The following is a 26449-nucleotide window of genomic DNA, read 5'->3' on the forward strand; positions in this document are numbered from 1 at the left end:
AGGCCCTCCCCGATTGTGGATGTCAAGGCAATGAGCGAGAAGAACCGAGAAGGCAAGCGCACCGCCCGCGAGCGGATGCTGGAGCAGCGGGCGGCCGACGAGGCCACGTCCAGGCGCAGGAAGAAGCTGTTGGTGGGCGGCGCGGTGCTCGTGGTGATCGCCGCCGCCGTGGTCACCGGCGTCGTGGTGCAGAACCAGCGCTCCAAGCCGGAGACCCCGGTCGCCGCCCCCGCCGGGACGATCGGCGACAAGAACCTGGTCATCCCGGCCGGCTCGGCCAACGCCCCGGCCGTCCTCACCGTCTACGAGGACCCGCGCTGCCCGGCCTGCGGGATCTTCGAGCGCGAGTTCTCCTCGACCGTCGACCAGTTGGAAGACGCCGGCAAGATCTACACCAACTACCACATCGTGTCGTTCATCGACCGGGCCGTCCCGGGCAAGGGCTCCAAGGCCGGCGCCAACGCGCTGGCCTGCGCCCAGGACGCCGGGCACTTCCGGGACTTCCACGACGTGCTGTACCGCAACCAGCCGGACGAGACCAGCGACGCCTTCGGCGACAAGGCCGTCCTGATCAACCTCGCCAAGCAGGTCAACGGTCTCGACACGCCCGCCTTCCAGGCCTGCGTCAACGACAACAAGTACGGCGGATGGGTGTCGTCCGTGCAGCAGGACTTCGACAAGTCCAGCTACAAGTCCACCCCGACCGTGCTGCTCAACGGCCAGCCGATCTACCCCAAGAACGGCGCCGAGGAGATCACCCCGGCGAACCTGGTGAAGTGGGTCGACGCCGCCAACCAGGGCAAGCAGCTGGGCACCGCGGGCTCCAACGGGCAGACCCCGGCGCCCACCAGCACCGCCTCGGAGGCCAACAACCCGTCGCCGACCGCGGGCTGAGCCCCGCACACCGCCGGGTGACCGCCGCCGCCTCCTCCCCGTCCGGAGGGGGCGGCGGCGCCGTTCCCGGTGCCCGTTGTTCGGTATCTGTGACCCCGGGGGTGCCCAGCAGGGGCCGCAGACCCTGTAGCGTCGGAACCGCCATGGATATCGCCTACATTCCCAGCCCGTCGCGGGGCGTCCTGTACCTCGGACCGGTCCCGCTGCGCGCCTACGCCTTCTGCATCATCCTCGGTGTCGTCGTGGCCGTCTGGCTCGGCAGCAAGCGCTGGGTCGCCCGGGGCGGTGCCAAGCACACGGTCGGCGACATCGCCGTCTGGGCCGTGCCCTTCGGCCTGGTCGGCGGCCGGCTGTACCACGTGATCACCGACCACCAGCTGTACTTCGGGGCCGGCAAGAACCCCTGGAACGCCTTCAAGATCTGGGAGGGCGGCCTCGGCATCTGGGGCGCCGTCGCGCTCGGCGCGGTCGGGGCCTGGATCGGCTGCCGCCGCCGGGGCGTGCCGCTGCCCGCGTACGCGGACGCCATCGCGCCGGGCATCGCGCTCGCGCAGGCGATGGGCCGCTGGGGCAACTACTTCAACCAGGAGCTGTACGGCCGGCCGACCACGCTGCCGTGGGGCCTGGAGATCGACAAGACGCTGCCGGGCGGCGAGGTCGTCAAGGGCGTCTACCACCCGACCTTCCTGTACGAGTCGATCTGGTGCGTCGGGGTCGCGCTGCTGGTCATCTGGGCCGACCGCCGCTTCAAGCTGGGGCACGGCCGGGCCTTCGCGCTGTACGTGGCCGCGTACACGGTGGGCCGGTTCTGGACCGAGTGGCTGCGGATCGACGAGGCGCACGTCTACTTCGGCCTGCGGCTGAACGACTGGACGTCGATCGTGGTGTTCATCGGCGCCGTGGTCTACCTGGTGGTCGTCGGCAAGAAGCGGCCCGGCCGGGAGGACCCGGCGAGCATCGACCCGCTGGCCGACGAGGAGGGCGAGGCGCGGGGCCCGTCCGACAAGGCGGCGGCGTCCGAGAAGGCCGCGGTGTCCGGCAAGGCCGCGGTGTCCGAGAAGTCGGGCAGGGCCGAGAAGGCCGAGAAGGCCGGCAAGGCGGCTTCGGCGGAGAAGGCCGCCGGGAAGCCCGCGCCGTCCGAGAAGGTCGCCGGGGCCGGCGAGACCGCCGAACTGTCTCAGTCCACGGACGAGAAGGCGGACGCGGAGGCAGCCTCCGAAGCCGTCGAGAGCGCCGACAAGAATGCCAAGAACCTGACCTGACCTGGGAGTTCCCCCTGCTTCGGCCGCCCGCGCGATGCTCGCGCAGGGCGGCCGAAGCGCTGTTCGGACAGCCTTACTTTGCTGGAAATGCGCAGGTCAGACGGTCTACGGTCGGGGCAGACGAATCGAACGGAGGGGAACTGCCGTGAGCGCGACCACCCTGGAGCCCGAGGCCGGGCACCACCCCCGCATACCCGCTGCCGGGCACCACCGGGACGTGAACGGAGGCTGGCTGCGGCCCGCCGTGTTCGGGGCGATGGACGGCCTGGTCTCCAACTTCGCGCTGATGACCGGCGTGGTCGGCGGCTCGGTGTCCAGCGGCACGGTGGTGCTGACCGGGCTCGCCGGGCTGGCGGCCGGCGCCTGCTCGATGGCGGCGGGGGAGTACACCTCGGTGGCCTCGCAGGCCGAGCTGGTGCAGGCCGAGATCGAGGCCGAGCGGCTGGAGCTGAGCCGCAACCCGCACGGCGAGCTGGCCGAGCTGGCGCAGCTGTACATCGCCCGCGGGGTGGAGCCGGACCTCGCCCACGAGGTGGCCCGGCAGCTGTCCGCCAATCCGGACCAGGCCCTGGAGATCCACGCCCGGGAGGAGCTGGGCATCGACCCGAACGACCTGCCGTCACCGTGGGTGGCCGCCGGGTCGTCCTTCGTCTGCTTCGCGGTGGGCGCGCTGCTGCCGCTGCTGCCGTACCTGCTGGGGGCGACCTCGCTGGTGCCGGCGCTGCTGCTGTCGGTGGTGGGGCTGTTCCTGTGCGGCGCGGTGGTGGCGCGGGTGACGGCGCGCAGCTGGTGGTTCAGCGGGCTGCGGCAGCTGGTGCTGGGCGGGGCGGCGGCCGGGGTGACGTACCTGCTGGGGTGGCTGATCGGCGGGCACGTCGGCTAGGCACCGGGGCGCCTGGGCCGTCGGCCGGCGTGTGTGACGACCCGGAGGAGTGCATGACTATGCCGGTCAGTGCGTGACGTTCCGCACACGGCTGCCGGGTGGCGCCTGGCCTAGTCTCACCATTCGGGCCTCGGGGCCGAGGATTCGCATCCGTGGGTGATCCCTCGGGATCGATTCACAGGCGTCCTTGATCGTCCCGTGTGGCGATCGGGTTTCGCCCCTGTTTCAGGCGGCCGACCGCCGGGCACAATCGAGGGGACGCGCATTGTGGCGCGTCCTCTCATTCCCCCCTTGACCTGCGGATCAGTCCGCCATGTGGACGAGATATTCCACTTCCCGGGATCTTGGGCATCATGTAACTTGCACGAAATCGCATCAGGGCCAACGTCGTCCCTCCTTGCACCACACAGCCGAAAGACGACGACGGGAGAGCCGATGCTGCCTGCATCCATGCACTCCGCCAACGAGCCCCAGGCCGGCGCAGCCCGCCAGCCGTACGCGCTCGTTCCGGATGCGCGACCTACCGCTCAGGGCCTGTACGACCCGCGAAACGAGCACGACGCCTGCGGCGTCGGTTTCGTCGCCACGCTGACCGGCATCGCCGACCACACCATCGTCGAACAGGCGCTGACCGTCCTGCGCAACCTGGAGCACCGCGGCGCCACCGGCGCCGAGCCGGACTCCGGTGACGGCGCCGGCATCCTCACCCAGATCCCGGACGCCTTCCTGCGCGGCAAGGTCGACTTCGAGCTCCCCGCCGCCGGCTCCTACGCGGTCGGCATCGCCTTCCTGCCCGACGCGGACGCCGCCGACGCGGACGCCGCCGCCCGGATCGAGGCCATCGCGGCCGAGGAGGACCTCACCGTCCTCGGCTGGCGCGACGTCCCCGTCACCCCGGACCTGCTCGGCGCCACCGCCCGCGGCGTCATGCCGCGCTTCCGGCAGCTCTTCCTCGCCAAGGAGGGCCTGGCCGGGATCGAGCTCGACCGGACCGCCTTCGTCGTCCGCAAGCGCTCCGAGCGCGAGGTCGGCGTCTACTTCCCGTCGCTGTCCGCGCGCACCATCGTCTACAAGGGCATGCTGACCACCGGCCAGCTGGAGCCCTTCTTCCCCGACCTGTCGGACCGCTCCTACGCCTCCGCCGTCGGCCTGGTGCACTCGCGCTTCTCCACCAACACCTTCCCGAGCTGGCCGCTCGCCCACCCGTACCGGTTCGTCGCCCACAACGGCGAGATCAACACGGTCAAGGGCAACCGCAACTGGATGAGCGCCCGCGAGTCCCAGCTCGCCACCGACCTCATCCCCGCCGACCGCAACGGCCGGGGCCTGGAGCGGATCTTCCCGGTCTGCACCCCGGAGCACTCCGACTCCGCGTCCTTCGACGAGGTCCTGGAGCTGCTCCACCTCGGCGGCCGCTCGCTGCCGCACTCGGTGCTGATGATGATCCCGGAGGCGTGGGAGAACCACGCCACCATGGACCCGGCCCGCCGGGCCTTCTACCAGTACCACTCCAACCTGATGGAGCCCTGGGACGGCCCGGCCTGCGTCACCTTCACCGACGGCACCCAGATCGGCGCCGTGCTCGACCGCAACGGCCTGCGCCCGGCCCGCTACTGGATCACCGAGGACGGCCTCGTCGTCCTCTCCTCCGAGGTCGGCGTGCTCGACATCGACCAGGAGAAGGTCGCCAAGAAGGGCCGCCTCCAGCCCGGCCGGATGTTCCTCGTCGACACCGCCGAGGGCCGCATCGTCGGGGACGAGGAGATCAAGTCCTCCCTCGCCGCCGAGCACCCCTACGCGGAGTGGGTCGCCGCCGGGCAGATCCAGCTCGCCAAGCTGCCCGAGCGCGAGCACATCTTCCACACCCACGCCTCGGTCACCCGCCGCCAGCAGACCTTCGGCTACACCGAGGAGGAGCTGCGGGTCATCCTCGCGCCGATGGCCAAGACCGGCGGCGAGGCGCTCGGCTCGATGGGCACCGACTCGCCGATCGCCGCGCTCAGCGAGAAGCCGCGCCTGCTCTTCGACTACTTCGTCCAGCTCTTCGCGCAGGTCACCAACCCGCCGCTGGACGCCATCCGCGAGGAGCTCGTCACCTCGCTGCTCAGCAACCTCGGCCCCGAGGGCAACCTGCTGGCCGCCGAGGCCGCCGCCTGCCGCTCGGTCGGCATCACCTTCCCGGTGATCGACAACGACGAGCTGGCCAAGCTCGTCCACATCAACCACGACGGCGACCAGCCCGGCCTCAAGGCCGTCACGCTCTCCGGCCTCTACAAGGTCGCCGCCGGCGGCCAGGGCCTGGCCGCCCGGCTGGCCGAGATCGCCGCCGAGGCCGACGCCGCGATCGCCGACGGCGCCCGGATCGTCGTGCTCTCCGACCGGCACTCCGACGCCGAGCACGCCCCGATCCCCTCGCTGCTGCTCACCTCCGCGATCCACCACCACCTCATCCGCACCAAGCAGCGCACCCAGGTGTCGCTGCTGGTCGAGGCCGGCGACGTTCGCGAGGTGCACCACGTCGCGCTGCTGATCGGCTACGGCGCCGGCGCCGTCAACCCGTACCTGGCCATGGAGTCCGTCGAGGACCTCGTCGCCCAGAAGGTGTTCATCCAGGGCGTCGAGCCCGAGAAGGCCATCAAGAACCTGATCAAGGCGCTCGGCAAGGGCGTGCTCAAGGTCATGTCCAAGATGGGCATCTCGACCGTCGCCTCCTACCGCGGCGCCCAGGTCTTCGAGGCCATCGGCCTCTCCCAGGAGCTGGTCGACGGCTACTTCGCCGGCACCACCACCAAGCTCGGCGGCATCGGCCTGGAGGAGATCGCCAAGGAGACCGCCGCCCGCCACGCCAAGGCCTACCCGGCCTCCGGCATCCCGGCCGCGCACCGCGCGCTGGAGATCGGCGGCGAGTACCAGTGGCGCCGCGAGGGCGAGCCGCACCTGTTCGACCCGGACACCGTCTTCCGGCTCCAGCACTCCACCCGCAACCGCCGGTACGACATCTTCAAGCAGTACACGGACCGGGTGAACGAGCAGTCCACCCGCCTGATGACGCTGCGCGGCCTGTTCCAGCTGGACGCCCTCGGCCGGACCCCGATCCCGGTCGAGGAGGTCGAGCCGGTCTCCGAGATCGTCAAGCGCTTCTCCACCGGCGCCATGTCGTACGGCTCCATCTCCCTGGAGGCGCACGAGACCCTCGCCATCGCGATGAACCGCCTCGGCGGCAAGTCCAACACCGGCGAGGGCGGCGAGGACCCGGACCGCCTGTACGACCCGCAGCGCCGCTCGGCCATCAAGCAGGTCGCCTCCGGCCGCTTCGGCGTCACCTCCGAGTACCTGGTCAACGCCGACGACATCCAGATCAAGATGGCCCAGGGCGCCAAGCCCGGCGAGGGCGGCCAGCTGCCCGGCCACAAGGTCTACCCGTGGGTCGCCAAGACCCGGCACTCCACCCCGGGTGTCGGCCTGATCTCGCCGCCGCCGCACCACGACATCTACTCGATCGAGGACCTGGCGCAGCTCATCCACGACCTCAAGAACGCCAACCCGGCCGCCCGCATCCACGTGAAGCTGGTGTCCGAGGTCGGCGTCGGCACGGTCGCCGCGGGCGTCTCCAAGGCGCACGCCGACGTGGTGCTGGTCTCCGGGCACGACGGCGGCACCGGCGCCTCCCCGCTGACCTCGCTGAAGCACGCGGGCGGCCCCTGGGAGCTCGGCCTCGCCGAGACCCAGCAGACCCTGCTGCTCAACGGCCTGCGCGACCGCATCGTCGTGCAGACCGACGGCCAGCTCAAGACCGGCCGTGACGTCGTCATCGCCGCGCTGCTCGGCGCCGAGGAGTTCGGCTTCGCCACCGCGCCGCTGGTCGTCTCCGGTTGCATCATGATGCGCGTCTGCCACCTGGACACCTGCCCGGTCGGCGTCGCCACCCAGAACCCGGTGCTGCGCGAGCGCTTCTCCGGCAAGCCCGAGTTCGTGGTCAACTTCTTCGAGTTCATCGCCGAGGAGGTCCGGGAGATCCTCGCCGAGCTGGGCTTCCGCACGATCGAGGAGGCCGTCGGCCACGCCGAACACATTAACGCGGCCGCCGCCGTCGACCACTGGAAGGCCGCCGGGCTCGACCTGGCCCCGCTCTTCCACGTCCCGCAGCTGCCCGAGGGCGCGGCCCGCCACCGCACCACCTCCCAGGACCACGCGCTCGACAAGGCCCTGGACAACCAGCTGATCACGCTCGCCGAGGACGCCCTGGAGCGCGGCGAGACCGTCCGCATCCAGCTGCCGATCCGCAACGTCAACCGCACCGTCGGCACCATGCTCGGCCACGAGGTGACCAAGCGCTACCGCGGCGAGGGCCTGCCCGAGGGCACCATCGACGTCACCTTCACCGGCTCCGCCGGGCAGTCCTTCGGCGCCTTCGTGCCGCGCGGCGTGACCCTGCGGCTGGAGGGCGACGCCAACGACTACGTCGGCAAGGGCCTCTCCGGCGGTGTCGTGATCGTCCGCCCGGCCCGCGACGCCGCGGCCATCGGCAACGACGCGCAGAACCACGTCATCGCCGGCAACACCATCGGCTACGGCGCCACCTCCGGCCGGATCCACCTGCGCGGCAAGGCCGGCGAGCGCTTCGCCGTCCGCAACTCCGGCGCCACCCTGGTCGTCGAGGGCGTGGGCGACCACGGCCTGGAGTACATGACCGGCGGCCGGGTCGTCATCCTCGGCGAGACCGGGCGCAACCTGGCGGCCGGCATGTCCGGCGGCATCGCTTACGTCCTGGACCTGCGCCCCGCGAACGTCAACGACGGCCTGGTGGGCATCGAGGCCCCCTCCGCCGCCGACCGCGACTGGCTGCGCGAGACCGTGCAGCAGCACTACGAGGAGACCGGCTCCACCGTCGCCGCCGAACTCCTGGCCGACTGGGGCAGCGGGGTCTCCCGCTTCTCCACGATCATGCCGACCGACTACAAGGCCGTGCTCGCCGCCAAGGACGCCGCTGAGCGCGATGGCCTCTCCGAGGCCGAGACCACTCGCAAGATGATGGAGGCGGCTAATGGCTGACCCCAAGGGCTTCCTGACCACGCCCAAGCAGCTGGCCGAGCGGCGCCCCGTCGACGTGCGCCTGCGGGACTGGAACGAGGTCTACGTCGAGCGCAGCCTCCTGCCGATCATCACCGAGCAGGCCGGCCGCTGCATGGACTGCGGCATCCCGTTCTGCCACAACGGCTGCCCGCTCGGGAACCTCATCCCCGAGTGGAACGACCTCGCTTACCGGGACGACTTCGTCGGCGCGATCGAGCGGCTGCACGCGACCAACAACTTCCCGGAGTTCACCGGCCGCCTCTGCCCGGCGCCCTGCGAGTCGGCCTGCGTGCTCGGCATCAACCAGGACGCGGTGACCATCAAGAACGTCGAGGTCACCATCATCGACAAGGCCTGGGACCGCGGCGGCGTCACGCCGCAGGTCCCGGAGCGGCTGTCCGGCAAGACCGTCGCCGTCGTCGGCTCCGGCCCGGCCGGCCTGGCCGTCGCCCAGCAGCTCACCCGGGCCGGGCACACCGTCGTCGTGTACGAGCGCGCCGACCGCGTCGGCGGCCTGCTGCGCTACGGCATCCCCGAGTTCAAGATGGAGAAGCGCCACATCAACCGCCGCGTCGAGCAGATGCGCGCGGAGGGCACCCGCTTCCGCACCGGCGTGCACGTCGGCGAGGACATCACCGGCCAGCAGCTGCGCGAGCGCTTCGACGCCGTCGTCGTCGCCGCCGGCGCCACCACCGCGCGCGACCTGGCGGTGCCCGGGCGCGAGCTCAAGGGCGTCCACCAGGCCATGGAGTACCTGCCGCTGGCCAACAAGGTGCAGGAGGGCGACTTCGTCGAGTCGCCGATCAGCGCCAAGGGCAAGCACGTCGTCGTCATCGGCGGCGGCGACACCGGCGCCGACTGCGTCGGCACCGCCCACCGCCAGGGCGCGGCCTCCGTCACCCAGCTGGAGATCATGCCGCGGCCCTCCGAGGAGCGCCCCGGCCACCAGCCCTGGCCGACCATGCCGATGACCTACAAGGTCACCTCCGCGCACGAGGAGGGCGGCGAGCGGATCTACTCCGTGAACACCACCCACTTCACCGGCTCCGCCCCCGAAGAGGGACAGACGGTCGGCAACGTCCAGGAGCTGCACCTCGTCGAGGTCGAGTTCAAGGACGGCCGCTTCGAGCCCGTCCCCGGCACCGAGCGGGCCATCCCGGCGCAGCTCGTCACCCTGGCCATGGGCTTCACCGGCACCGACGTCCGCAACGGCCTGGTCGAGCAGCTCGGCGTGGACCTGGACGCGCGCGGTAACATTGGCCGCGACGGCCGGTTCGCCACCAATGTCGATGGCGTGTACGTCTGCGGAGACGCCGGCCGCGGTCAGTCGCTGATCGTCTGGGCCATCGCGGAAGGCCGCTCGGCCGCAGCCGCGGTGGACAAGTACCTCGGCGGCAAGACCCCACTGCCGGCCCCGATCCGTCCCACCGACCGCCCGCTGGTCGTCTGACGGGCCGACCGGCCCCCTGAACCCCCGGTGCCGCATCGCCGGGAGCTCAACCCGCTGCCCCCGCCAGCGTCGCCGGGCCAACGCGGTCTCCTGGCGCCTGCCCTCTTCCCCGACCAGTTGGAGGGCGGGCGCCGTCGCGTTCCCCCGGGCGGTCCGCCGCCTTACCCCGAAGATGGCAGGCCCGTCAAGGGTCGTGTCAACTCTCAGACATTTCCCAGGACTTGGGTCTACCGTAGGCCCGTTCCGGACGCCGCGCGGGAGGGCCTGACCGGACGGACTGTTGTTCGTCGGTACCAGGTGGCAGACTGCCGCCGACGGCCGGGGGGCTGCTGCGCGAGTGCGGAGGTTGACGCGATGAGCACGACTCAGACAAGCGGAGGCGCCACGGTACGGCGACTGCTGCTCGGCACCCAGCTGCGCAAGCTCCGCGAGGCCAGGGGCGTCAGTCGCGAGGAGGCCGGCTACTCGATCCGCGCCTCCGAGTCCAAGATCAGCCGGATGGAACTCGGCCGGGTCGGCTTCAAGGAACGCGACGTCGCCGACCTGCTCACCCTGTACGGCGTCGAGGCCGAGCAGGAGCGCGCCACCGTCCTCGGACTCGTCCGGGACGCCAACGCCACCTCCTGGTGGCACGAGTACGGCGACGTGCTGCCCGCCTGGTTCCAGAACTACGTCGGCCTGGAAGAAGCCGTCGCCGAGATCCGCAGCTACGAGGTCCAGTTCGTCCACGGGCTGCTCCAGACCGCCGACTACGCCCGCGCCGTCATCGCCGCCGGCGGCCACGTCACCGACCCCGGCGAGATCGAACGCCGCGTCGAGGTCCGGCTCAAACGCCAGGCCCTGCTCACCGCCGAGAGCGGCCCCCGCCTGCTCGCGATCCTCGACGAGGCCGCGCTGCGCCGCCCCTGGGGCGGCCCCGAGCTGATGCGCAACCAGATCGACCGGCTGCTCGAACTCGGCGAACTGCCCAACGTCCGGCTCCGGGTGCTGCCGCTGGGCTGCACCGGGCTGAGCGCCGAGAGCGGCGCCTTCACCGTGCTCGGCTTCGCCGAACCCGAACTCGCCGACGTCGTCTACGTCGAACAGTTCACCACCGCGCTCTACCTCGACAAGCCGGCCGAGGTCGCCGAGTACCGCCACGCCATGGAAGGGCTGCTCGCCGACAGCCTCGACCCCGAACAGACCCGGCAGCTCCTGTACTCCGTACGCCAAGAGCTCTGAGACGTCAGTACGATGATGCCCAATCAGACCGGGCCGTAGCGGCTCGCCCGCCGACGTTCCCCGAACCGGCACGAGAGGGATCAGATGTCGTACTTCTCCGAGTTGGCGCTGCAGTACATCGACGGCGAATGGTGCAGCGGCAGCGGCTCCTGGGACATCGTCGACGTCGACCCCTACACCGGCGACAAGCTCGCCACCATCACCGTCGCCACCGTCGCCGAGGTCGACCGGGCCTACCGGGCCGCCGAACGGGCCCAGAAGCAGTGGGCCGCCACCACCCCCTACGCCCGCCGGCTCGTCTTCGAACGCGTGCTGCGCCTGGTCGAGGAGCGCGAGGAGGAGATCACCCGCGCCATCATGGCCGAGCTCGGCGGCACCGCGCTCAAGGCCGCCTTCGAGCTCTCCCTGGTCAAGGACATGCTGCGGGACTGCCTGCGGGTGTCCCTGGGCCTGGAGGGCCGGCTGCTGCCCTCGATCACGCAGGGCCAGGAGAACCGCCTCTACCGGCTGCCGGTCGGCGTCGTCGGCGTGATCAGCCCGTTCAACTTCCCGCTGTACCTCTCGATCAAGGCCGTCGCCCCCGCCCTAGCACTCGGCAACGGCGTGGTGCTCAAGCCGCACCAGGAGACCCCGATCGTCGGCGGCACCCTGATCGCCCGGCTCTTCGAGGAGGCGGGCCTGCCGGCCGGGCTGTTCAACGTCGTGGTCACCGACATCGCCGAGATCGGCGACGCCTTCATCGAGCACCCGGTGCCCAAGGTCATCGCCTTCACCGGCTCCGACCGGATCGGCCGGCACGTCGCCACCGTCGCCGCCGCCAACTTCAAGCGCACCGTGCTCGAACTCGGCGGCAACAGCGCGCTGATCGTGCTCGACGACGCCGACCTCGACTACGCCGTGGACGCCGCCGTGTTCAGCCGCTTCGCCCACCAGGGCCAGGTCTGCATGGCCGCCAACCGCATCCTCGTCGACCGCTCCGTCGAGGCCGAGTTCACCGCCAAGTTCGTCGCGAAGGTCTCCTCGCTCACCGTCGGCGACCCCAAGGACCCGGCCACCCAGATCGGCCCGCTGATCAACCCCGTCCAGGCCGACACCATCACCGCCCAGGTCGACCAGGCCATCGCCGCCGGCGCCACCGCACTGCTGCGCGGCACCACGGTCGGCAGCCTGATGGAGCCCGTCGTCCTCACCGGCCTGGCCGAGGACGCGCCGATCCTCCAGCGCGAACTCTTCGGCCCGGTCGTCCTCGTGGTGCCCTTCGACGGCGAGGACGAGGCCGTCCGGCTCGCCAACGACAGCCCCTTCGGGCTCAGCGGCGCGGTGCACACCGGCGACGTCGAGCGCGGCGTCCGGGTCGCGCACCGGATCGAGACCGGCATGATCCACGTCAACGGCGGGACCATCGCCGACGAGCCGGCGGTGCCGTTCGGCGGGGAGAAGAACTCCGGCATCGGGCGGCTCAACGGGGAGTCCACGGTGGACGCGTTCACCACCGTGAAGTGGATCTCCGTCCAGCACGGGCGCACCGCCTTCCCGTTCTGAGCGGTGCCGTTCCGGGCGTTTCTGTTCCGGGTGTTTCTGTTCTGACGGTGCCGCCTCGGGCGGTGCGGGTCGCCCGGCGGCAGCCGCCGGGCGACCTGATCGGTCAGGCCGGGTAACGGATGAGACCGTCGGTGGCGAGCTCGAAGCCGAAGGGGGCGGGGACCGGCACCCGGTCGCCGAAGCTGCCGGTCCAGCGTTGGCGGTAGGCGCCGTCGGAGGGCTCGGAGTAGAGGGTGATGCCGCCCTCGCGCGGATCGATCAGCAGGTACAGCGGGATCCGCATCTGCGGGTAGTCGCGCACCTTGCCGACCAGGTCGTTCTCCGGGTTCGACGGCGAGACGATCTCCACCGCGATCGCCGCCTCCTCGGCCGGCACCTCGTTGCCGCCCAGTTCGACGACCGAGATCGGGATGTAGGTCAGGTCGGGGTTGCGCAGCTTGCCCACGTTCGGCGACGCCAGATCGGTGTTCTCGCTCGGCATCAGGTCGGACGGGCGGCGCGCGTCGAACTGCTCGCGGACGAGCAGCAGGTTGCGCTGGTGGATCACCGATGGGCCGGCCATCATGATGATCTCGTCGCCGGAGATCTCGATCTTCCACCCGGCCGGAGGCGTCAGGCTCTGCGCGTAGGCCAGCAGCCGCGCGTGGCGCCCTGGGATCTGGAACTCGCTCATGGCCCCATTCTTCCACTGCGAACAGCACGAAGGCCGTCGGCGCGGGACGGTTCGTCCCGCGCCGACGGCCTTCGGATGAGGTGCTCAGAACACCGGCTGGCCGGCGCGCACCAGGCGCCAGGAGTCGGTGAAGAAGTCTGCCGGGTCGATGACGCCCTTGGCCTTCACCCAGGCGATCATCGTGTTGCGGATCTCGTCCGAGTTCGACCAGACCAGCTTGGCCTGCGCCACGTGGGGGAAGTTGCCGCCGCCGTTGGCACGGTAGTTGTTGACCGCCAGGACGAACTGCGCGGCCGGGTCGATCGGCTTGCCCTGGAACGACAGGTTGACGATCCGCTGCCCCTTCGGCTGCGCGATGTCGATGTCGTAGCTCAGCCCGTACAGCGAGTCGTAGTTGTAGTCCGGCGTGGTCTCCGCGCCGGTCAGCGCGTCCTTGTCGACCGGCGCGCCCGGGGCCAGCTGGTTGTAGTACTTGGCCGAGAACTCCAGGTAGTCCTTCAGCTGCGCACCCGTCAGGACGCGCGCCTCCAGCGTGTTCTCGTAGATGTACAGACCCGCCGCGTCGCGCAGCTTCACCTGGCCCGCCGGGATCAGCGCCGTCCGGTTGAACGGCGCCGCCTGCGCCAGCACCGGCAGGTTGGCGTACTGCCCGCCCGCCAGCGCCGCCTTCACCGCGTCCGCCTGCACCCGGCCGATCAGGTCGATGATCGGGGTCGCCCGGAACCGCGCCTCGGCGATCGACAGATCCGTCTTGCAGGTGCCGATCTGCTGGTTGACGTACGCCACGACCTTCTTGTGCTGCTCGGTCAGCGCGTCCACGATCTCCGGGTTCTCCGGCACGGTGTTGGAGTTCAGCACCCGCGAGGACACCGAGAGGACCTTCCACGCGCCGTCGGCGAACTCGACGTCGAAGTCGAAGCAGCTCAGGCGCTGGCCCCAGCACAGCGGCTCGGAGAGCACCACGGTCCTGCCGGTCTTCTTGTTGACGATCAGCCGCTGCGCCACCTCCTTGTGGGTGTGGCCCACCAGCACCGCGTCGATGCCCGGAACGGTCTCGGCCATCTCGCCGGAGGCGTCCTCGGGCCAGGGCAGCTGGTCGCCGTAGGTGGTCGGCTCGTCGATGCCGGAGTGGGCGGAGACGACGATGACGTCCGCGCCCGCGGCCTTCATCCGGGGCACGTACTTGGCGGCCGTCTCGACGATGCCCGGGAAGACCATCTTGCCGGTGACGTTGGCCTTGTCCCAGATCGCGATGCCCGGGTTGGTGAGGCCGAGGATGCCGACCTTCAGCGGGGTGTCCTCGTCCAGCCACACCTCCTTGATCACGTACGGCTTGAAGGCCGGCTTCTCGTTCTTCGCGTGCAGCGCGTTGGCGCCCAGCAGCGGGAACTCCAGCTGGTCCTCGAAGGCCTTCACGGTGGGGATGCCGTAGTTGAACTCGTGGTTGCCGAGCGCGGCGGCGTCGTAGCCCATGAGGTTCATGGCGACGGCCATGGGGTGGTCGGGCACGTTGTCGCCGTCGGTGGCGATCGGCTCGATCCGGGCGTAGTAGTAGGTCAGCTGGGTGCCCTGGATGATGTCGCCGGAGTCGATCAGCAGGCAGCGGTCCCAGCCCTTCTCCTCGCGGACCTGGTTGGCCAGGGTGGAGATCTTGGCGAGGCCGACGTCGTTGTGCGCCTTGTCGGCGTACACGGCGTCGGTGAAGTAGTCCCAGTTGAGCACCCGGCCGTGCAGGTCGGTGGTGCCCATGACGGTGAAGGCCTGCTTGCGGCCCTTGCGCTTGCCCTTGGCGGCCGCCGGGGCCGGCTCGGCGGCCACGGCGGCGGGGGCGGCGGCGACGACTGCTCCGCCGGTCAGGGCGGCGCCTGCTGCGGTGGCGGCGGACCGGGTGACGAAGTCACGGCGGTTCAGGGGCATGGACGACTCTCCCGGGTGGGGACTGACGGACCGATGGTCCGTCAACTGGTGTTCGGGTGGCGTGCCGACGCGCATCGACGCGCGTAGAAGGACGCGCGTAGAAGTGTGCCGTGCGGGCCCGGCCGGTGGATAGCCCTCCGACGTTTCCAGCAGGTGAGATCTTGGCGACTCGTTCGTGACGGGGGTGCGCGGAGGGCGGGGTGGTAAGGGGCCCCGGCCGGGCCCTGTCCGGTTTCCTCGGGGGGCAAGACCCTCGGGGGCAGGACGCTCAGTTCAGGTCCGCGACCAGTCGGCGCACCTCGCGGCCGAGCTCCGCCTCCGGATCCGGGGCGTCCGGCCCCGCCCACGGCCGCCAGGTCAGCGCCCGCAGGTAGCCGGCCACCGCCACCGGCAGCCGGTGCCGCACGATCTCCTCGGGCACCGGCCCCGGCTCCGCCGAGCGCAGCGCCGCCAGCAGGCCCGCCACACCGACCGAATCCGGCAGCGGCACCGTGGCCAGGTAGTCGGCCAGCGCCGCGAGCTCGGGATCGGGTCGCGGTGCGGGCTCCGGCGCTGGCTCCGGTTCCGGCCTGGGCGTCGACGTGGAAGCCGTCGACGGCCCCGGCGGCACCAGCGGATCGACGGGCAGGACGACGGGCAGGACGACGGGCGGCACGACGGGCGGGTCCGTCCGCGCGCCCGGCGTCAGCAGCGCGCCCGCCCCGTACAGCCCCGCCACCACCGCCGGCCACCACGCCCCGCCCAGCCCGGCGAAGTGCAGCCCCAGTCCCACCGCGCCGCCCCCGCAGCCGACCAGGTTCCGGGCCGACTCCAGGTACCGCAGCACCCGTCGGCCGAACCCGTCACTGGTAGCCACGAATCTCCTCGAACACCCCGTCCAGCGAACCCGACCCGTCGAACAGCTTGCCGCCGCTCACGTCCGCGATCCCCTGCAGCTGGCTCACCGCCGCCTCCCCGAACTTGATCGGGAACACCGGGATCGACTTCTGCCCGGCCGACAGCCCGTCGTGGAACCGCTTGAAGTCGCCGTCCGAAGCCCCCTCGTTGCTCTCCCCGTCGGTCATCAGCACGATCGACGTGAACCGGTCGTCCCCCGCCGCCGACTGCTGCCGGTCGATCACCCGGTACGCCTCCTCCAGCGAGTCGTACAGCGCCGTACCCCCCGACGCCGCCAGCGACTGCACGTCCGCGTCGATCGACGCCAGCTCCGCCTCCGGGCCCGGCTTGCTCCCCGAGGCCGGCACCGCGTGCGTCCTCGCCCACTTCACCTTCGACGCGAAGGAGATCAGCGTCACCTCCTCGCGGTCCCGGAACCGGCGCACCGCCCGGGTGTCGTCCGCCCCCGTCAACCGGCCCAGTGCCGACTTCAGCGCCGAGATCCGCGAACCCTCCATCGACCCCGAGGTGTCCAGCACGTACACCGTCCGCGACGGCCGCCGTAGCTCGTTCTGGTACGAGGCCAGCAGCCCGTCCGCCACCGCCCGGCTCCCCGGGAACGGCAGCTCCCGGCGCCGGTCCGCCGGCAGCCCGGCCGCCGGCGACACCCCCGGCGCCACCGGGCGGCGCAGCGTCACCTCGGAGATCCGTTTCTGCACGTCCTCCTTCAACAGGTACGCCGTCAACCGCTGGAAGGAGTCCCGCTCCCGCTGCGCGGACGAGGACAGCAACGACAGTGGATAGTCCGCCGACACCACCCCGTCCACCGGGCGGATCACCGTCAGCTGCTGGTCCGCCGCCAGCGACTTGTTCATCGACAGCAGCACCGACTCGTAGTTCACCAGCGCCCCGACCTTGCCCGGCTCCGCCCGGGTGTACGCCTGCGCCAGCCAGCCCGAGGAGCCCGACGTCAGCTTCTGGCCGGTGAAGAACTGCTTCAACTGCGGCGCCGCCTTCTGCACGTCCCCCTCGGTCAGCGCCGCCCCCGCACCCGAGAACGCCGAGGCCACCGCCACCAGCGTGGAGAAGCCCGAGTTCGACCGGGACGGGTCCGCCATCCCGTACGCCAGCTTCCCGGCCGACGCCGCATCCCCGATCTGCGTCCAGGAGACCTTCGAACCGTCCCCCCAGCCGAGCTCGTCGAGGACCGAGGAGCGCACCCCCACCGCCACCGGCGACACCATCACCGGCGTCTCCGACAGCACCTTCGACTTCCCCGCGTCGTCCAGCCGCAGGTACTGGTTGGACGGGAACCACACCGCGTCGTACTTGCCGTCCGCCCGGCCCGAGGACACCGCGTCCGCGCCGTCCAGCGAGCCCGTCCAGGAGAACTGCACCGTCACCCCGGTCGCCTTCCTGGCGTCCTCCAGGACCGGCGCCAGGTCCTGCAACTCGCTGCCGGCCAGCACCCGCAGCACCCCCGCCTGTGCCGTCGTGGCCGGCGGGTCGGACGGCTTCGGGCCCGGCGGGGTGGAGGTGCAGGCGGCGGCCGCCAGCAGGGTCGCCAGCGCGGCGGCCGGCCAACTGTGCTTCTTCATCCGGGAGTTCACTGAGCCTTCCCCTTGGCGGCCTTGATCAGCCTGGTCAGGATGTCGGGCACGGGAATCTGCGGCTGGTTGACCTTCGCCGCCGCGAGATCGGGCGCCAGGACCGGGGTCTTGCCCTTCACCAGCGCGGCGAAGGCGTCCGGGTCGTCCTGCGGGCGGAAGCCGAACTTCGCCTCCAGCCGGCGAAGTTCGGCGTTGTCGTGCAGCTGGGCGGCCAGCCGCCGGCCGTTCGGCGTGCGGCCGACGATGGTGTGGTCGGTGTAGATGGTGGTGTCCGGGTACAGCACCACCATGTCGCCGGTCGACTCGCCCTTCAGCACCATCGCGGCGGCCTGCGACTCGTACGCGAGCACCAGCGGATTGCCGACCCCGGCCAGGAAGGCCTTGAACGGCTCGTCGCTGCTGCTCTTCTGGCCGCCCTGGATCGCCGTCGCCGTGCGCAGCACGTCCTTGGTGGCGTCGATCCCGGCCTGGTCGTAGACCACCTGGCGGTTGTTCAGCAGGTACGACAGCAGGGCGATGTGCAGCGCCCCCGAGGAGGACGTCTCCGGGTCGGTGGTGGTGAGGAACACCGGGCCCTTCAACTCCGCGTGCTCGGTCGCGCCCGCGAGGTCCGGCCAGGTGCGGCCGGCCTTCAGCGCGGCCAGGTAGGCGTCCATCCGGAACGTCCACAGCCCGGTGGAATGGTCCAGGGTGGCGAGGCCGTTGCCCATCAGGACGTCCGCCACCGGGCGGTGCGCGAGGATCACCAGCGGCGAGTAGAACGGCTGGACCGGGACCTCCTTGATGTTCCAGTCCACGCGCAGCTTGTCGGCCGGCGGCTGACTGGCCGGGAACGCGAAGTCCTTCGCGTCGCCGTCCATCAGCCAGGAGCCGATGCTCTCCGCGTTCACCTTCATGCCCTGCTTGGCCAACTCGGCGACGACCTGCGGATCCTGGAAGAAGTCGCGCTTCTCCGAACCGATCAGGCCGGAGACGGTGACGATGTCGCCGCCCGGGTCGTCCTGCGGGATCAGCGCGTACGTCACCCCGCCCAGCAGGGCCAACGCCGCCAACACCCCCAGAGTGCGTCTCATGCCGAACGCCTCCCCCTCGTCCGCTACGTCGTCCGGGTGGTCACCCGGGGGTGACGAGCGTCCCGCCGGGCGGGGAGCGGCGGCCGAACCGGCGGTGAACCAAGGGTGAACACCCCTTCACGGGTTCGCATCGGAAGGCCGGACGGCGACGGCACCCGGGCAGCTGCTCGCACACCGGTCCGAGGATGTGTCAGATTGTTCAACTCGCCTTACGGCAAAGGTCATCCCGCCGTCCGGACCCGCGTCGTGGTTACGCGCCGGTAATGCCTACCCTCAGCAGTATGCGCCGAGCAAAAATCGTCTGCACCCTCGGGCCGGCCACCGACTCGTACGACCAGATCAAATCCCTGGTCGACGCCGGAATGGACATCGCCCGCTTCAACCTCAGCCACGGAACCCACGACGAGCACGAGGAACGCTACCGCCGCGTCCGCAAGGCCGCCGACGAGAGCGGCCGCAGCGTCGGCGTCCTCGTCGACCTTCAAGGCCCGAAGATCCGGCTCGACACCTTCGCCCACGGCCCCGTACTTCTCGAACGCGGCGACGAGTTCACCATCTCCACCGACAACGGCGTCGTCGGAGACAAGGACATCTGCGGCACCACCTACCCCGGCCTCGCCGCCGACGTCACCCGCGGCGAACGCATCCTCGTCGACGACGGCCGGGTCACCCTGGAGGTCGTCGAGGTCGACGGGCCGCGCGTGCGCTGCCTCGTCATCGAAGGCGGCCTCGTCTCCGACCACAAGGGCCTCAACCTCCCCGGCGTCGCCGTCTCCGTCCCCGCACTCAGCGACAAGGACGTCGCCGACCTGCGGTGGGGCCTGCGCACCGGCGCCGACCTGATCGCGCTCTCCTTCGTCCGCAGCGGCCGCGACATCGAGGACGTCCACCGGATCATGGCCGAGGAGGGGCGCCTCGTCCCCGTCATCGCCAAGATCGAGAAGCCGCAGGCGGTCGACAACCTGGAATCCATCGTCGACGCCTTCGACGGCATCATGGTGGCCCGCGGCGACCTGGGCGTGGAGATGCCCCTCGAACAGGTCCCGCTCGTCCAGAAGCGCGCCGTCAAGCTCGCCAAGCGCAACGCCAAGCCGGTCATCGTCGCCACCCAGATGCTCGACTCGATGATCAACGCCTCCCGGCCCACCCGGGCCGAGGCCTCCGACGTCGCCAACGCCGTCCTCGACGGGACCGACGCCGTGATGCTCTCCGGCGAGACCTCCGTCGGCAAGTACCCCGTCGAGACCGTCAAGACCATGAGTCGCATCATCGAGGCTGCCGAAACCGACATCCTCGCCGCCGGACTGCCGCCCCTGACCACCGGCAACAAGCCGCGCACCCAGGGCGGCGCGGTCGCCCGCGCGGCCGCCGAGATCGGCGACTTCCTGCACGCCAAGTACCTCATCGCCTTCACCCAGTCCGGCGACACCGCGCGCCGGCTGACCCGCTACCGCTCGCCCATCCCCGTCCTCGCCTTCACCTACGAACCCGCCGTCCGCAGCCAACTCGCCCTCACCTGGGGCGTCGAGACCTTCCTCGGCCCCTTCGCCCCCACCACCGACCAGATGGTCGAACAGGTCGACGCGGCCCTCCTGTCGCTCGGCCGCTGCCAGAAGGGCGACATCGTCGTCATCACCGCCGGCTCCCCGCCCGGCCTCGCCGGCTCCACCAACCTCGTCCGCGTCCACCACGTGGGGACCCTGGACAACTGACAGCCACTGGGCGGCATCCCTCGTGTGAGGGATGCCGCCCAGGACGGAATGAGTGCGATGAACGAGCACACCCCCTGGCGCGCTTTCCGCGAGGAGATCCTCAGCCACCCCGGCGCGGGCGCAGCCTACGAGGCCGCCAGGGCCCGATTCGAACAGGACGAACAGGTGGAACCGGAGCCCGAGGGTGGCTGAACCGCGCTGCCACTGTCAGTACTTGGGGCCGATGTGGGCGTCCATGAGGGCGACGGAGTCCCTGCGGGCGATGGAGATGTTGGTGGCACCGGTCGGCCGGGCCGCGGCCTTCCACTGGACGCCGACGGCGTCGAGGGTGGTGGTGAAGAGGCCGATGATGTCGGTCGAGGTGTTGGTGAAGAAGTAACGCGGGTACTCGTAGCGCTTCTTGACGCCGCCGACCGTTCGCATCGTCCAGTTGGTGATGCGGCAGCCGTCGGAGTGGATCAGGCCGCGCAGGAACTCCCACGGGTGGGCGTCGACGATCTCCTGCTGCCAGGGTGCGAGGGAGATCGACCGTCGGTGCTTCGGGCCGGGGCCGTGCTGGGGGAAGAGGCAGGGCCAGTGCTTGCTGGTGCTCACGACACTGGTGCAGCCCGGTGCGCGGACGCGCTGAACCCTGTTGAGCGGCATGACGGCGGAGACGGCGCGCTCGCATTCGTCGATGAGGCCGGGCCAGGCGTCGCAGCACGCGATGCGGAGGGCGTAGACCTTGCGGCGGCCCTCGCTGACACAGCCGTCGCCGAGGTAGAGGCCGAAGAGGTAGGCGTAGTCGGCGCGCGGGCGTGAGGGGTCGAGCCGGCCGCTACGGACCGGGCACTCGGCGGTCATCCGCGGGCTGGGCACGGCACCGGAGGCCCACGCGCGGATCGCGAACCGGGATATTCCGGTCGCGCGGCTGACCTGGCTGAAGGTCAGCCCGGTCGCGTGGAGGTCGAGCGCCCGCTGCCGCGTGGCCACGTCGTACATGTGGCTGTCAGCGCTTGGGGCCGATGCGGGCGTCCATCAGGGCGACGGAGTCCTTGCGGGCGATGGAGATGTTGACCTGGCCGGTGGGGCGGGGGATCGAGGCCTTCCACTGGATTCCGACGGCGTCGAGGGTGGCGGTGAAGAGGCCGATGATGTCGGTGGAGGTGTTGGTGAAGAAGTAGCGCGGGTACTCGTAGCGGCGGACGACGCCTTTGACGGTCTTGGCCGTCCAGTTGGTGATCCGAGTACCGTCCGAGTGGATCAGGCCGCGCAGGAACTCCCATGGATGAGCGTCGACGATCTCCTGCTGCCAGGGCTCCAGGGCGATGGTGCGCTCGTGCTTCTTTCCCGGGCCGTGCTGGGGGAAGTAGCAGACGAGGTGTGTCGAGTACGCCTTGACGTTGTGGCTGCCGGGCCGCCGCACGCGGCAGGGTGTCAGGTTGGGCAGGACCTGTCGCATGGCCGTTTCGGCGGTATTCATGATTCCGGGCCACTTGTCGTCACAGGATATGAACAGGCTGGGGACTCGATGCTGCTTGGGGTGGCTGATGTGGCCGTCGCCGAGGTGGAGCCCGAGCAGGTACGAGTAGGCGGGGCGGTTCAGTTCGTCGCCGTGGCAGTGCATGCAGGTGGTGTGCTTGCGGCCGGGGAGTTCGCCGCGCTTGGCGAGATCATGATGCTTCCACCAGGAGACCGTGCCGCAGGGGACGGCCAGTCGGCGGGCGGTCTCGGCCGTGCCGACGCTGCTGCGGAGGAGGCTGACGGCCTGCTCGCGTACAGATCGGTCGTACATGTGACCGAGATTGCACGGTCGAGGGGGTGTTGGCATGCAAACAAAGAGAGCTTCACCCGAGTGGGTGAAGCTCTCCGGCTGTTGGACCGAATTAGGCTTCCTTCGATTCGAAGGTTAGGTGCCCCGAGTGGGATTCGAACCCACACTGTATGGTGTTTGAGACCACTGCCTGCTGCCGATTGGGCTATCGGGGCCTACGATTCGAAGGCGGTTGCCCGAATCGATTAACTCAAACATACCGTGTCTAGGTACCCTCGTGCATGCAGTACCCCGCCGGAACTAGGAGCCCCGTGAGCACCGCCGACGAGCAGGCACAGCCGCTTGAGACCGATTCGCCCCAGATCACCCGGATTGTGATCGCCGAGGATGAGGCGCTGATCCGCCTCGACCTCAAGGAGATGCTCGAAGAGGAGGGGTACACCGTCGTCGGTGAGGCCGGGGACGGGGCCACGGCGGTGAAGCTGGTGGAGGAGCTTCGGCCGGACCTCGCGATCTTCGATGTGAAGATGCCGGTGCTGGACGGGCTCTCCGCCGCCGAGCAGATCCACGAGAAGCACCTGGCGCCGGTTCTGATGCTGACGGCGTTCTCGCAGCGGGAGCTGGTGGACCGGGCGCGGGACGCCGGGGCGATGGCGTACATCGTGAAGCCGTTCAGCAAGGCGGACCTGGTGCCGGCGATCGAGATGGCGGTGTCGCGGTACACCGAGATGCGGACGCTGGAGGAGGAGATCGCGGATCTCACCCAGCGGCTGGAGACCCGGAAGCTGGTGGACCGGGCGAAGGGCGTGCTGCAGACGAAGTTCGGGCTGAACGAGCCGGCGGCGTTCCGGTGGATCCAGAAGACGTCGATGGACCGTCGGATGACGATGGCCGCGGTGGCCGAGGCGGTCATCGAGGAGGGCGCGGCCCAGGACCGCAAGAAGGCGGACGGGGACGCCTCCGAGTAGACGGATGCGAGGAGGGCCCGGCGGATGGGATCCGCCGGGCCCTTCGTGCGTGGAGGCGCGGGGGTGTCAGTCCTCGCCGAGGTAGGCCTTGCGGACGGACTCGTCGTGCAGGAGGTCGGCGCCCGTCCCGGAGAGGACGATGCGGCCGGTCTCCATGACGTAGCCGCGGTCGGAGAGGGAGAGGGCGGCCTGGGCGTTCTGTTCGACGAGCAGGATGGTCGTGCCGGCGGCCTTGAGCTCGATGATGGTCGCCATGATCTTCTGCATCATCAGCGGCGACAGGCCCATGGACGGCTCGTCGAGCATGAGCAGTTTGGGCTGGGACATCAGGGCCCGCCCCATGGCGAGCATCTGCTGTTCGCCGCCGGAGAGGGTGCCGGCGGCCTGGCGGCGGCGTTCTCCGAGGATGGGGAAGAGGTCGTAGGCGCGGTCGACGTCGGCGGTGATGCCGGCGGTGTCGGTGCGCAGGAAGGCGCCGAGGAGGAGGTTCTCCTCGATGGTCATGCGGGGGAAGATGTGCCGGCCTTCGGGGGAGTGGGCGAGGCCGAGGGCGACGATCTTGTGGGCGGGGACGGCGGTGAGGTCCTGGCCGTCGAAGGCGATGCGTCCGGCGGTGGGTTTGAGGAGCCCGGAGAGGGTGCGCAGGGTGGTGGTCTTGCCGGCGCCGTTGGTGCCGATGAGGGTGGTGACCTCGCCCTGGTTGACGGTGAAGCTGATGCCCTTGACGGCTTCGATCTTGCCGTAGGCGACGCGGAGGTCCTCGACCTCGAGGAGTGCGGTCACTGGTCGGTCTCCGTAACGGTCTCCGCGACTGCGGGGGTGGTGCCTTCGAGCGGGGCGCCGAGGTAGGCGGTGATGACGCGTTCGTCGTTCTGGACGGTTGCGCGGTCGCCTTCGACGATCTTCTGGCCCTGGACGAGGACGGCGGTGCGGTCGCAGAGGTTGAAGATGAAGCGCATGTCGTGCTCGATGACGAGGATCGAGACGCCCTGGTCGCGGATGGCGAAGACGAGTTCCTCGGCGGCGCGGGTCTCCTGGGGGTTCATGCCGGCGGTGGGTTCGTCGAGCAGCAGGAGGCCGGGGTCGGAGGCGAGGGCGCGGGCGATCTCCAGCTTGCGCTGTTCGCCGTAGGGGAGGTTGCGGGCGAGGTGGTCGGCCTTGTCGGCGAGGCCGGTGAAGGCGAGGAGTTCCATGGCCTTCTCGCGGCTCTCGTTTTCGGCGCGGTGGTAGCCGGGGCCACGGAGGATGGCGGAGAAGATGCCTTCCTTGGTGCGGGTGTGGCGGCCGACGAGGACGTTCTCCAGGACGGTCATGTTGGCGAAGAGCCGGATGTTCTGGAAGGTGCGGGCGATGCCGGCCTGGGTGACGAGGTGGGGCTTGGGCGGCAGGAGGGTGCCGCGGTAGCGGACGGCGCCCTCGGTGGGGACGTAGAGGCCGGTGAGGCAGTTGAAGAAGGTGGTCTTGCCGGCGCCGTTGGGGCCGATGAGGCCGATGATCTCGCCTTCGCCGACGGTGAGGCTGACGTCGTTGACGGCGGTGAGGCCGCCGAAGCGCATGGTGACGCCGGTGACTTCGAGCAGGGGTGTGGCGGTGGTGGTCATCTGGGTGGTCACGCCCCTGCCTTGGTGAGTGCGGCGCCGTCGCCGGCGGGCTGGGCCGGGATGGCGGCCTCGTGGAACTCCAGTTGGCGGCGCCGGTTGGGGATGAGGCCCTCGGGGCGGACGCGCATCAGGATGATGAGGGCGGCGCCGAAGGCGAGCAGCTGGTAGTCGGAGAGGAATTCGAGCTTCTTGGGGATGAGGAAGAGGAGGGTGGCGCCGGCGAGGGGCCCGCTGATGGTGCCCATGCCGCCGAGGATGACGGCGGCGAGCAGGAACGCGGAGTTGGGGGGGAGGGCCTCGGCGAAGGTGTACTGGTCGGGGGTGACGGTGTAGCTGACGTGGGCCTGGACGGTGCCGGCGAGGCCGGCGAGGCAGGCGCCGAGGGCGAAGGCCAGGAGCTTGAGGCGGAAGCCGTTGATGCCCATGGCCTCTGCGGCGGTCTCGTCCTCGCGGATGGCGACCCAGGCGCGGCCGATGCGGGAGTTGCCGACCCGGGCGAAGACGAGCACGACCAGGGCGGTGACGAGGAGCATCAGCAGGTAGTAGTTGGAGAAGCGGCCGAGTTCGATGCCGGCGACGGTGTGCGGCTTGCCGAGGTCGAAGCCGAGGATCTCCAGGTCGGGGATCCGGGGGATGCCGTTGGAGCCGTTGGTGACCTTGGGGCCGGTGGTGCCGTTGAGGTTGAGCATGGTGATGCGGAAGATCTCGCCGAAGCCGAGGGTGACGATGGCGAGGTAGTCGCCGCGCAGGCGCAGCGTGGGGGCGCCGATGAGGACGCCGAAGACCATGGAGACGGCGGCGCCGGTGAGCATCGCGGCCCAGAACGGGAACTGGACGTGGATGGGGGAGGCGGGGGAGCCGGAGACCAGGGCGGCGGCGTAGGCGCCGACGCCGAGGAAGGCGACGTAGCCGAGGTCGAGCAGGCCGGCGAGGCCGACGACGATGTTGAGGCCGAGGGCGACGGTGGCGAAGATCAGGATGTTGGTGGCGACGGAGGTGTACTGGTCGCTCGTCTGGGTGAAGGGGAAGCTGGCGGCGGCGGCGAAGGCGGCGCCGGTGGTGACGGGGCGGTGCTTGACGGTCAGGGCGCGCAGCCGGGCGAGCAGGCCGGACCGGGTGAGGGCGGGGACGACGAGGGCGGCGAGCAGCAGGTAGCCGATGAAGAGTTCGCCGTACTCGGTGTCGATGCCGAAGGTGATCGTGAACAGTCCGAGGCCGAAGGCCAGGACGATGATCAGGACTTCGGCCCAGGAGGGGAGTTGGCGCGGCGCGGGCAGGGGCCGGTCGACGGTGCCCAGGCGCAGCCAGGTGTGGGCGAGGTGGCCGAGCTGGAGCAGCAGGACGACGCCGGCGGCGATGGCGAGGGCTCCCGCGAGCGCGGTCATCACGGGGGCGACGGGCTGGTCGCCGGGGATGGCGTGGGCGGCGAACCAGCCGGCGGGGGCGACGGGGACGAGCAGGAAGAGGCGCTTGTCGAGGATGCGCAGCGGGACGCGGGTGCGCCGGTCGAGGGGGAGGCCGAGGGCGCCGAGGACGGTGAGGAGGCCGCCGGCGGCGAGGATCCAGCCGCCGGCTTCGAGGTTGGCGAGGCCGCCGAGTTCGGTGGCGATGGCGGCGACGGAGAAGACGCTGACGGCGAGGGCGCCGGTGGCGGCGTAGAGGACGGCGTTGTGGCTGCGGGTGGGGGCGGCCCAGCGCAGGCCGGGGGTGCCGTGGGTGGCGAGGAGCAGGAGGAGGACGAGGAGTCCGGCGGCGAGGGCGAGCCATTGGAGGCCGGCGGGGGAGCCGGTGTAGGTGAGGTCGCCGGGGAAGTCGGAGGTCCAGGTCCAGGGGAGGGCGGCGGAGGCGGCGGTGGTGAGGGCGCCGAGGCCGGTGAGGGCGGTGGCGGCGCGGGCCGGCAGGGGGATGACCGGGGTGGTTTCGGTGGTGGTGGTCATGGTG

20 protein-coding genes and 1 tRNA gene are annotated in these 26449 nt (G+C 70.5%); 10 read left to right on the forward strand and 11 right to left on the reverse strand.

Annotation, left to right across the window (positions count from 1 at the left end):
* Positions 1-30 precede the first annotated feature (30 nt).
* From AB0O19_RS09910 to AB0O19_RS09940, 7 genes are all read left to right on the forward strand, one after another.
* Positions 31-894, forward strand: coding sequence for a thioredoxin domain-containing protein (locus AB0O19_RS09910; protein WP_363582792.1), 864 nt, complete (start codon positions 31-33; stop codon positions 892-894).
* Positions 895-1037: 143 nt separating this feature from the next.
* A complete protein-coding gene (lgt, locus tag AB0O19_RS09915) occupies positions 1038-2156 on the forward strand; it encodes a prolipoprotein diacylglyceryl transferase (protein ID WP_363582790.1) in 1119 nt (372 codons plus the stop codon).
* Between the two features lie 160 nt (positions 2157-2316).
* Positions 2317-3039, forward strand: a complete 723-nt coding sequence (locus AB0O19_RS09920; RefSeq protein ID WP_363583022.1) for a VIT1/CCC1 transporter family protein — start codon at positions 2317-2319, stop codon at positions 3037-3039.
* Between the two features lie 450 nt (positions 3040-3489).
* Positions 3490-8091 (forward strand): glutamate synthase large subunit, encoded by a 4602-nt coding sequence (gene gltB, locus AB0O19_RS09925; RefSeq protein WP_363619076.1) that lies wholly within the window; start codon positions 3490-3492, stop codon positions 8089-8091.
* A complete protein-coding gene (locus AB0O19_RS09930) occupies positions 8084-9562 on the forward strand; it encodes a glutamate synthase subunit beta (protein WP_363582788.1) in 1479 nt (492 codons plus the stop codon). Before gltB ends, AB0O19_RS09930 begins: the two co-directional genes overlap by 8 nt.
* 354 nt (positions 9563-9916) lie before the next feature.
* Positions 9917-10783, forward strand: a complete 867-nt coding sequence (locus AB0O19_RS09935) for a helix-turn-helix transcriptional regulator (protein WP_363618935.1) — start codon at positions 9917-9919, stop codon at positions 10781-10783.
* 84 nt (positions 10784-10867) lie between these two features.
* Positions 10868-12325: an aldehyde dehydrogenase family protein gene (locus AB0O19_RS09940; protein ID WP_363618936.1), complete on the forward strand. Its 1458-nt coding sequence runs from the start codon at positions 10868-10870 to the stop codon at positions 12323-12325.
* A gap of 103 nt (positions 12326-12428) precedes the next feature.
* Here the strand turns inward: AB0O19_RS09940 and AB0O19_RS09945 are convergent, their stop codons facing one another.
* From AB0O19_RS09945 to AB0O19_RS09965, 5 genes are all read right to left on the reverse strand, one after another.
* On the reverse strand, positions 12429-12998 hold the full coding sequence (locus AB0O19_RS09945) for a Uma2 family endonuclease (RefSeq protein WP_363618937.1): 570 nt from the start codon (positions 12996-12998) through the stop codon (positions 12429-12431).
* Positions 12999-13082: 84 nt separating this feature from the next.
* Positions 13083-14915 (reverse strand): 5'-nucleotidase C-terminal domain-containing protein, encoded by a 1833-nt coding sequence (locus tag AB0O19_RS09950; protein WP_363588921.1) that lies wholly within the window; start codon positions 14913-14915, stop codon positions 13083-13085.
* Between the two features lie 268 nt (positions 14916-15183).
* Positions 15184-15771 (reverse strand): hypothetical protein, encoded by a 588-nt coding sequence (locus AB0O19_RS09955; RefSeq protein WP_363618938.1) that lies wholly within the window; start codon positions 15769-15771, stop codon positions 15184-15186.
* Positions 15758-17389, reverse strand: a complete 1632-nt coding sequence (locus AB0O19_RS09960; RefSeq protein ID WP_363618939.1) for a VWA domain-containing protein — start codon at positions 17387-17389, stop codon at positions 15758-15760. The genes AB0O19_RS09955 and AB0O19_RS09960 overlap by 14 nt, the downstream gene beginning before the upstream one ends.
* 8 nt (positions 17390-17397) lie before the next feature.
* On the reverse strand, positions 17398-18474 hold the full coding sequence (locus AB0O19_RS09965; RefSeq protein WP_363618940.1) for a hypothetical protein: 1077 nt from the start codon (positions 18472-18474) through the stop codon (positions 17398-17400).
* Positions 18475-18755: 281 nt separating this feature from the next.
* On the opposite strand from AB0O19_RS09965, the gene pyk reads away from it, so the two are divergent.
* Both pyk and AB0O19_RS09975 read left to right on the forward strand, forming a co-directional pair.
* A complete protein-coding gene (pyk, locus tag AB0O19_RS09970; RefSeq protein ID WP_363618941.1) occupies positions 18756-20186 on the forward strand; it encodes a pyruvate kinase in 1431 nt (476 codons plus the stop codon).
* A gap of 57 nt (positions 20187-20243) precedes the next feature.
* Entirely contained in the window at positions 20244-20378 is a 135-nt protein-coding gene (locus AB0O19_RS09975) for a hypothetical protein (protein ID WP_363618942.1), read from the forward strand.
* 15 nt (positions 20379-20393) lie between these two features.
* Here the strand turns inward: AB0O19_RS09975 and AB0O19_RS09980 are convergent, their stop codons facing one another.
* From AB0O19_RS09980 to AB0O19_RS09990, 3 genes are all read right to left on the reverse strand, one after another.
* On the reverse strand, positions 20394-21167 hold the full coding sequence (locus tag AB0O19_RS09980) for a transcriptional regulator (RefSeq protein ID WP_363618943.1): 774 nt from the start codon (positions 21165-21167) through the stop codon (positions 20394-20396).
* A gap of 7 nt (positions 21168-21174) precedes the next feature.
* The gene (locus AB0O19_RS09985; RefSeq protein ID WP_363618944.1) at positions 21175-21960 is read right to left on the reverse strand and encodes a helix-turn-helix domain-containing protein; all 786 of its coding nucleotides are present in this window, start codon (positions 21958-21960) and stop codon (positions 21175-21177) included.
* 119 nt (positions 21961-22079) lie between these two features.
* A tRNA-Leu gene (locus AB0O19_RS09990) sits at positions 22080-22154 on the reverse strand.
* 96 nt (positions 22155-22250) lie between these two features.
* Between AB0O19_RS09990 and AB0O19_RS09995 the strand changes: the two genes are divergently transcribed.
* Positions 22251-22907 carry a response regulator gene (locus tag AB0O19_RS09995; protein WP_363618945.1) on the forward strand — a complete coding sequence of 219 codons (657 nt, stop codon included), beginning with the start codon at positions 22251-22253 and terminating at the stop codon, positions 22905-22907.
* A gap of 66 nt (positions 22908-22973) precedes the next feature.
* On the opposite strand, the gene AB0O19_RS10000 is transcribed toward AB0O19_RS09995, so the two are convergent.
* From AB0O19_RS10000 to AB0O19_RS10010, 3 genes are read right to left on the reverse strand one after another with little or no spacing between them, the layout of a single operon-like run.
* On the reverse strand, positions 22974-23690 hold the full coding sequence (locus AB0O19_RS10000) for an ABC transporter ATP-binding protein (RefSeq protein WP_363618946.1): 717 nt from the start codon (positions 23688-23690) through the stop codon (positions 22974-22976).
* A complete protein-coding gene (locus AB0O19_RS10005; protein ID WP_363619077.1) occupies positions 23687-24508 on the reverse strand; it encodes an ABC transporter ATP-binding protein in 822 nt (273 codons plus the stop codon). The genes AB0O19_RS10000 and AB0O19_RS10005 overlap by 4 nt, the downstream gene beginning before the upstream one ends.
* Before the next feature lie 8 nt (positions 24509-24516).
* Positions 24517-26445: a branched-chain amino acid ABC transporter permease gene (locus AB0O19_RS10010; protein ID WP_363619078.1), complete on the reverse strand. Its 1929-nt coding sequence runs from the start codon at positions 26443-26445 to the stop codon at positions 24517-24519.
* Positions 26446-26449: the final 4 nt, after the last annotated feature.

It is taken from the genome of Kitasatospora sp. NPDC091276, from assembly GCF_040684355.1.
Classification (GTDB): Bacteria; Actinomycetota; Actinomycetes; order Streptomycetales; family Streptomycetaceae; genus Kitasatospora.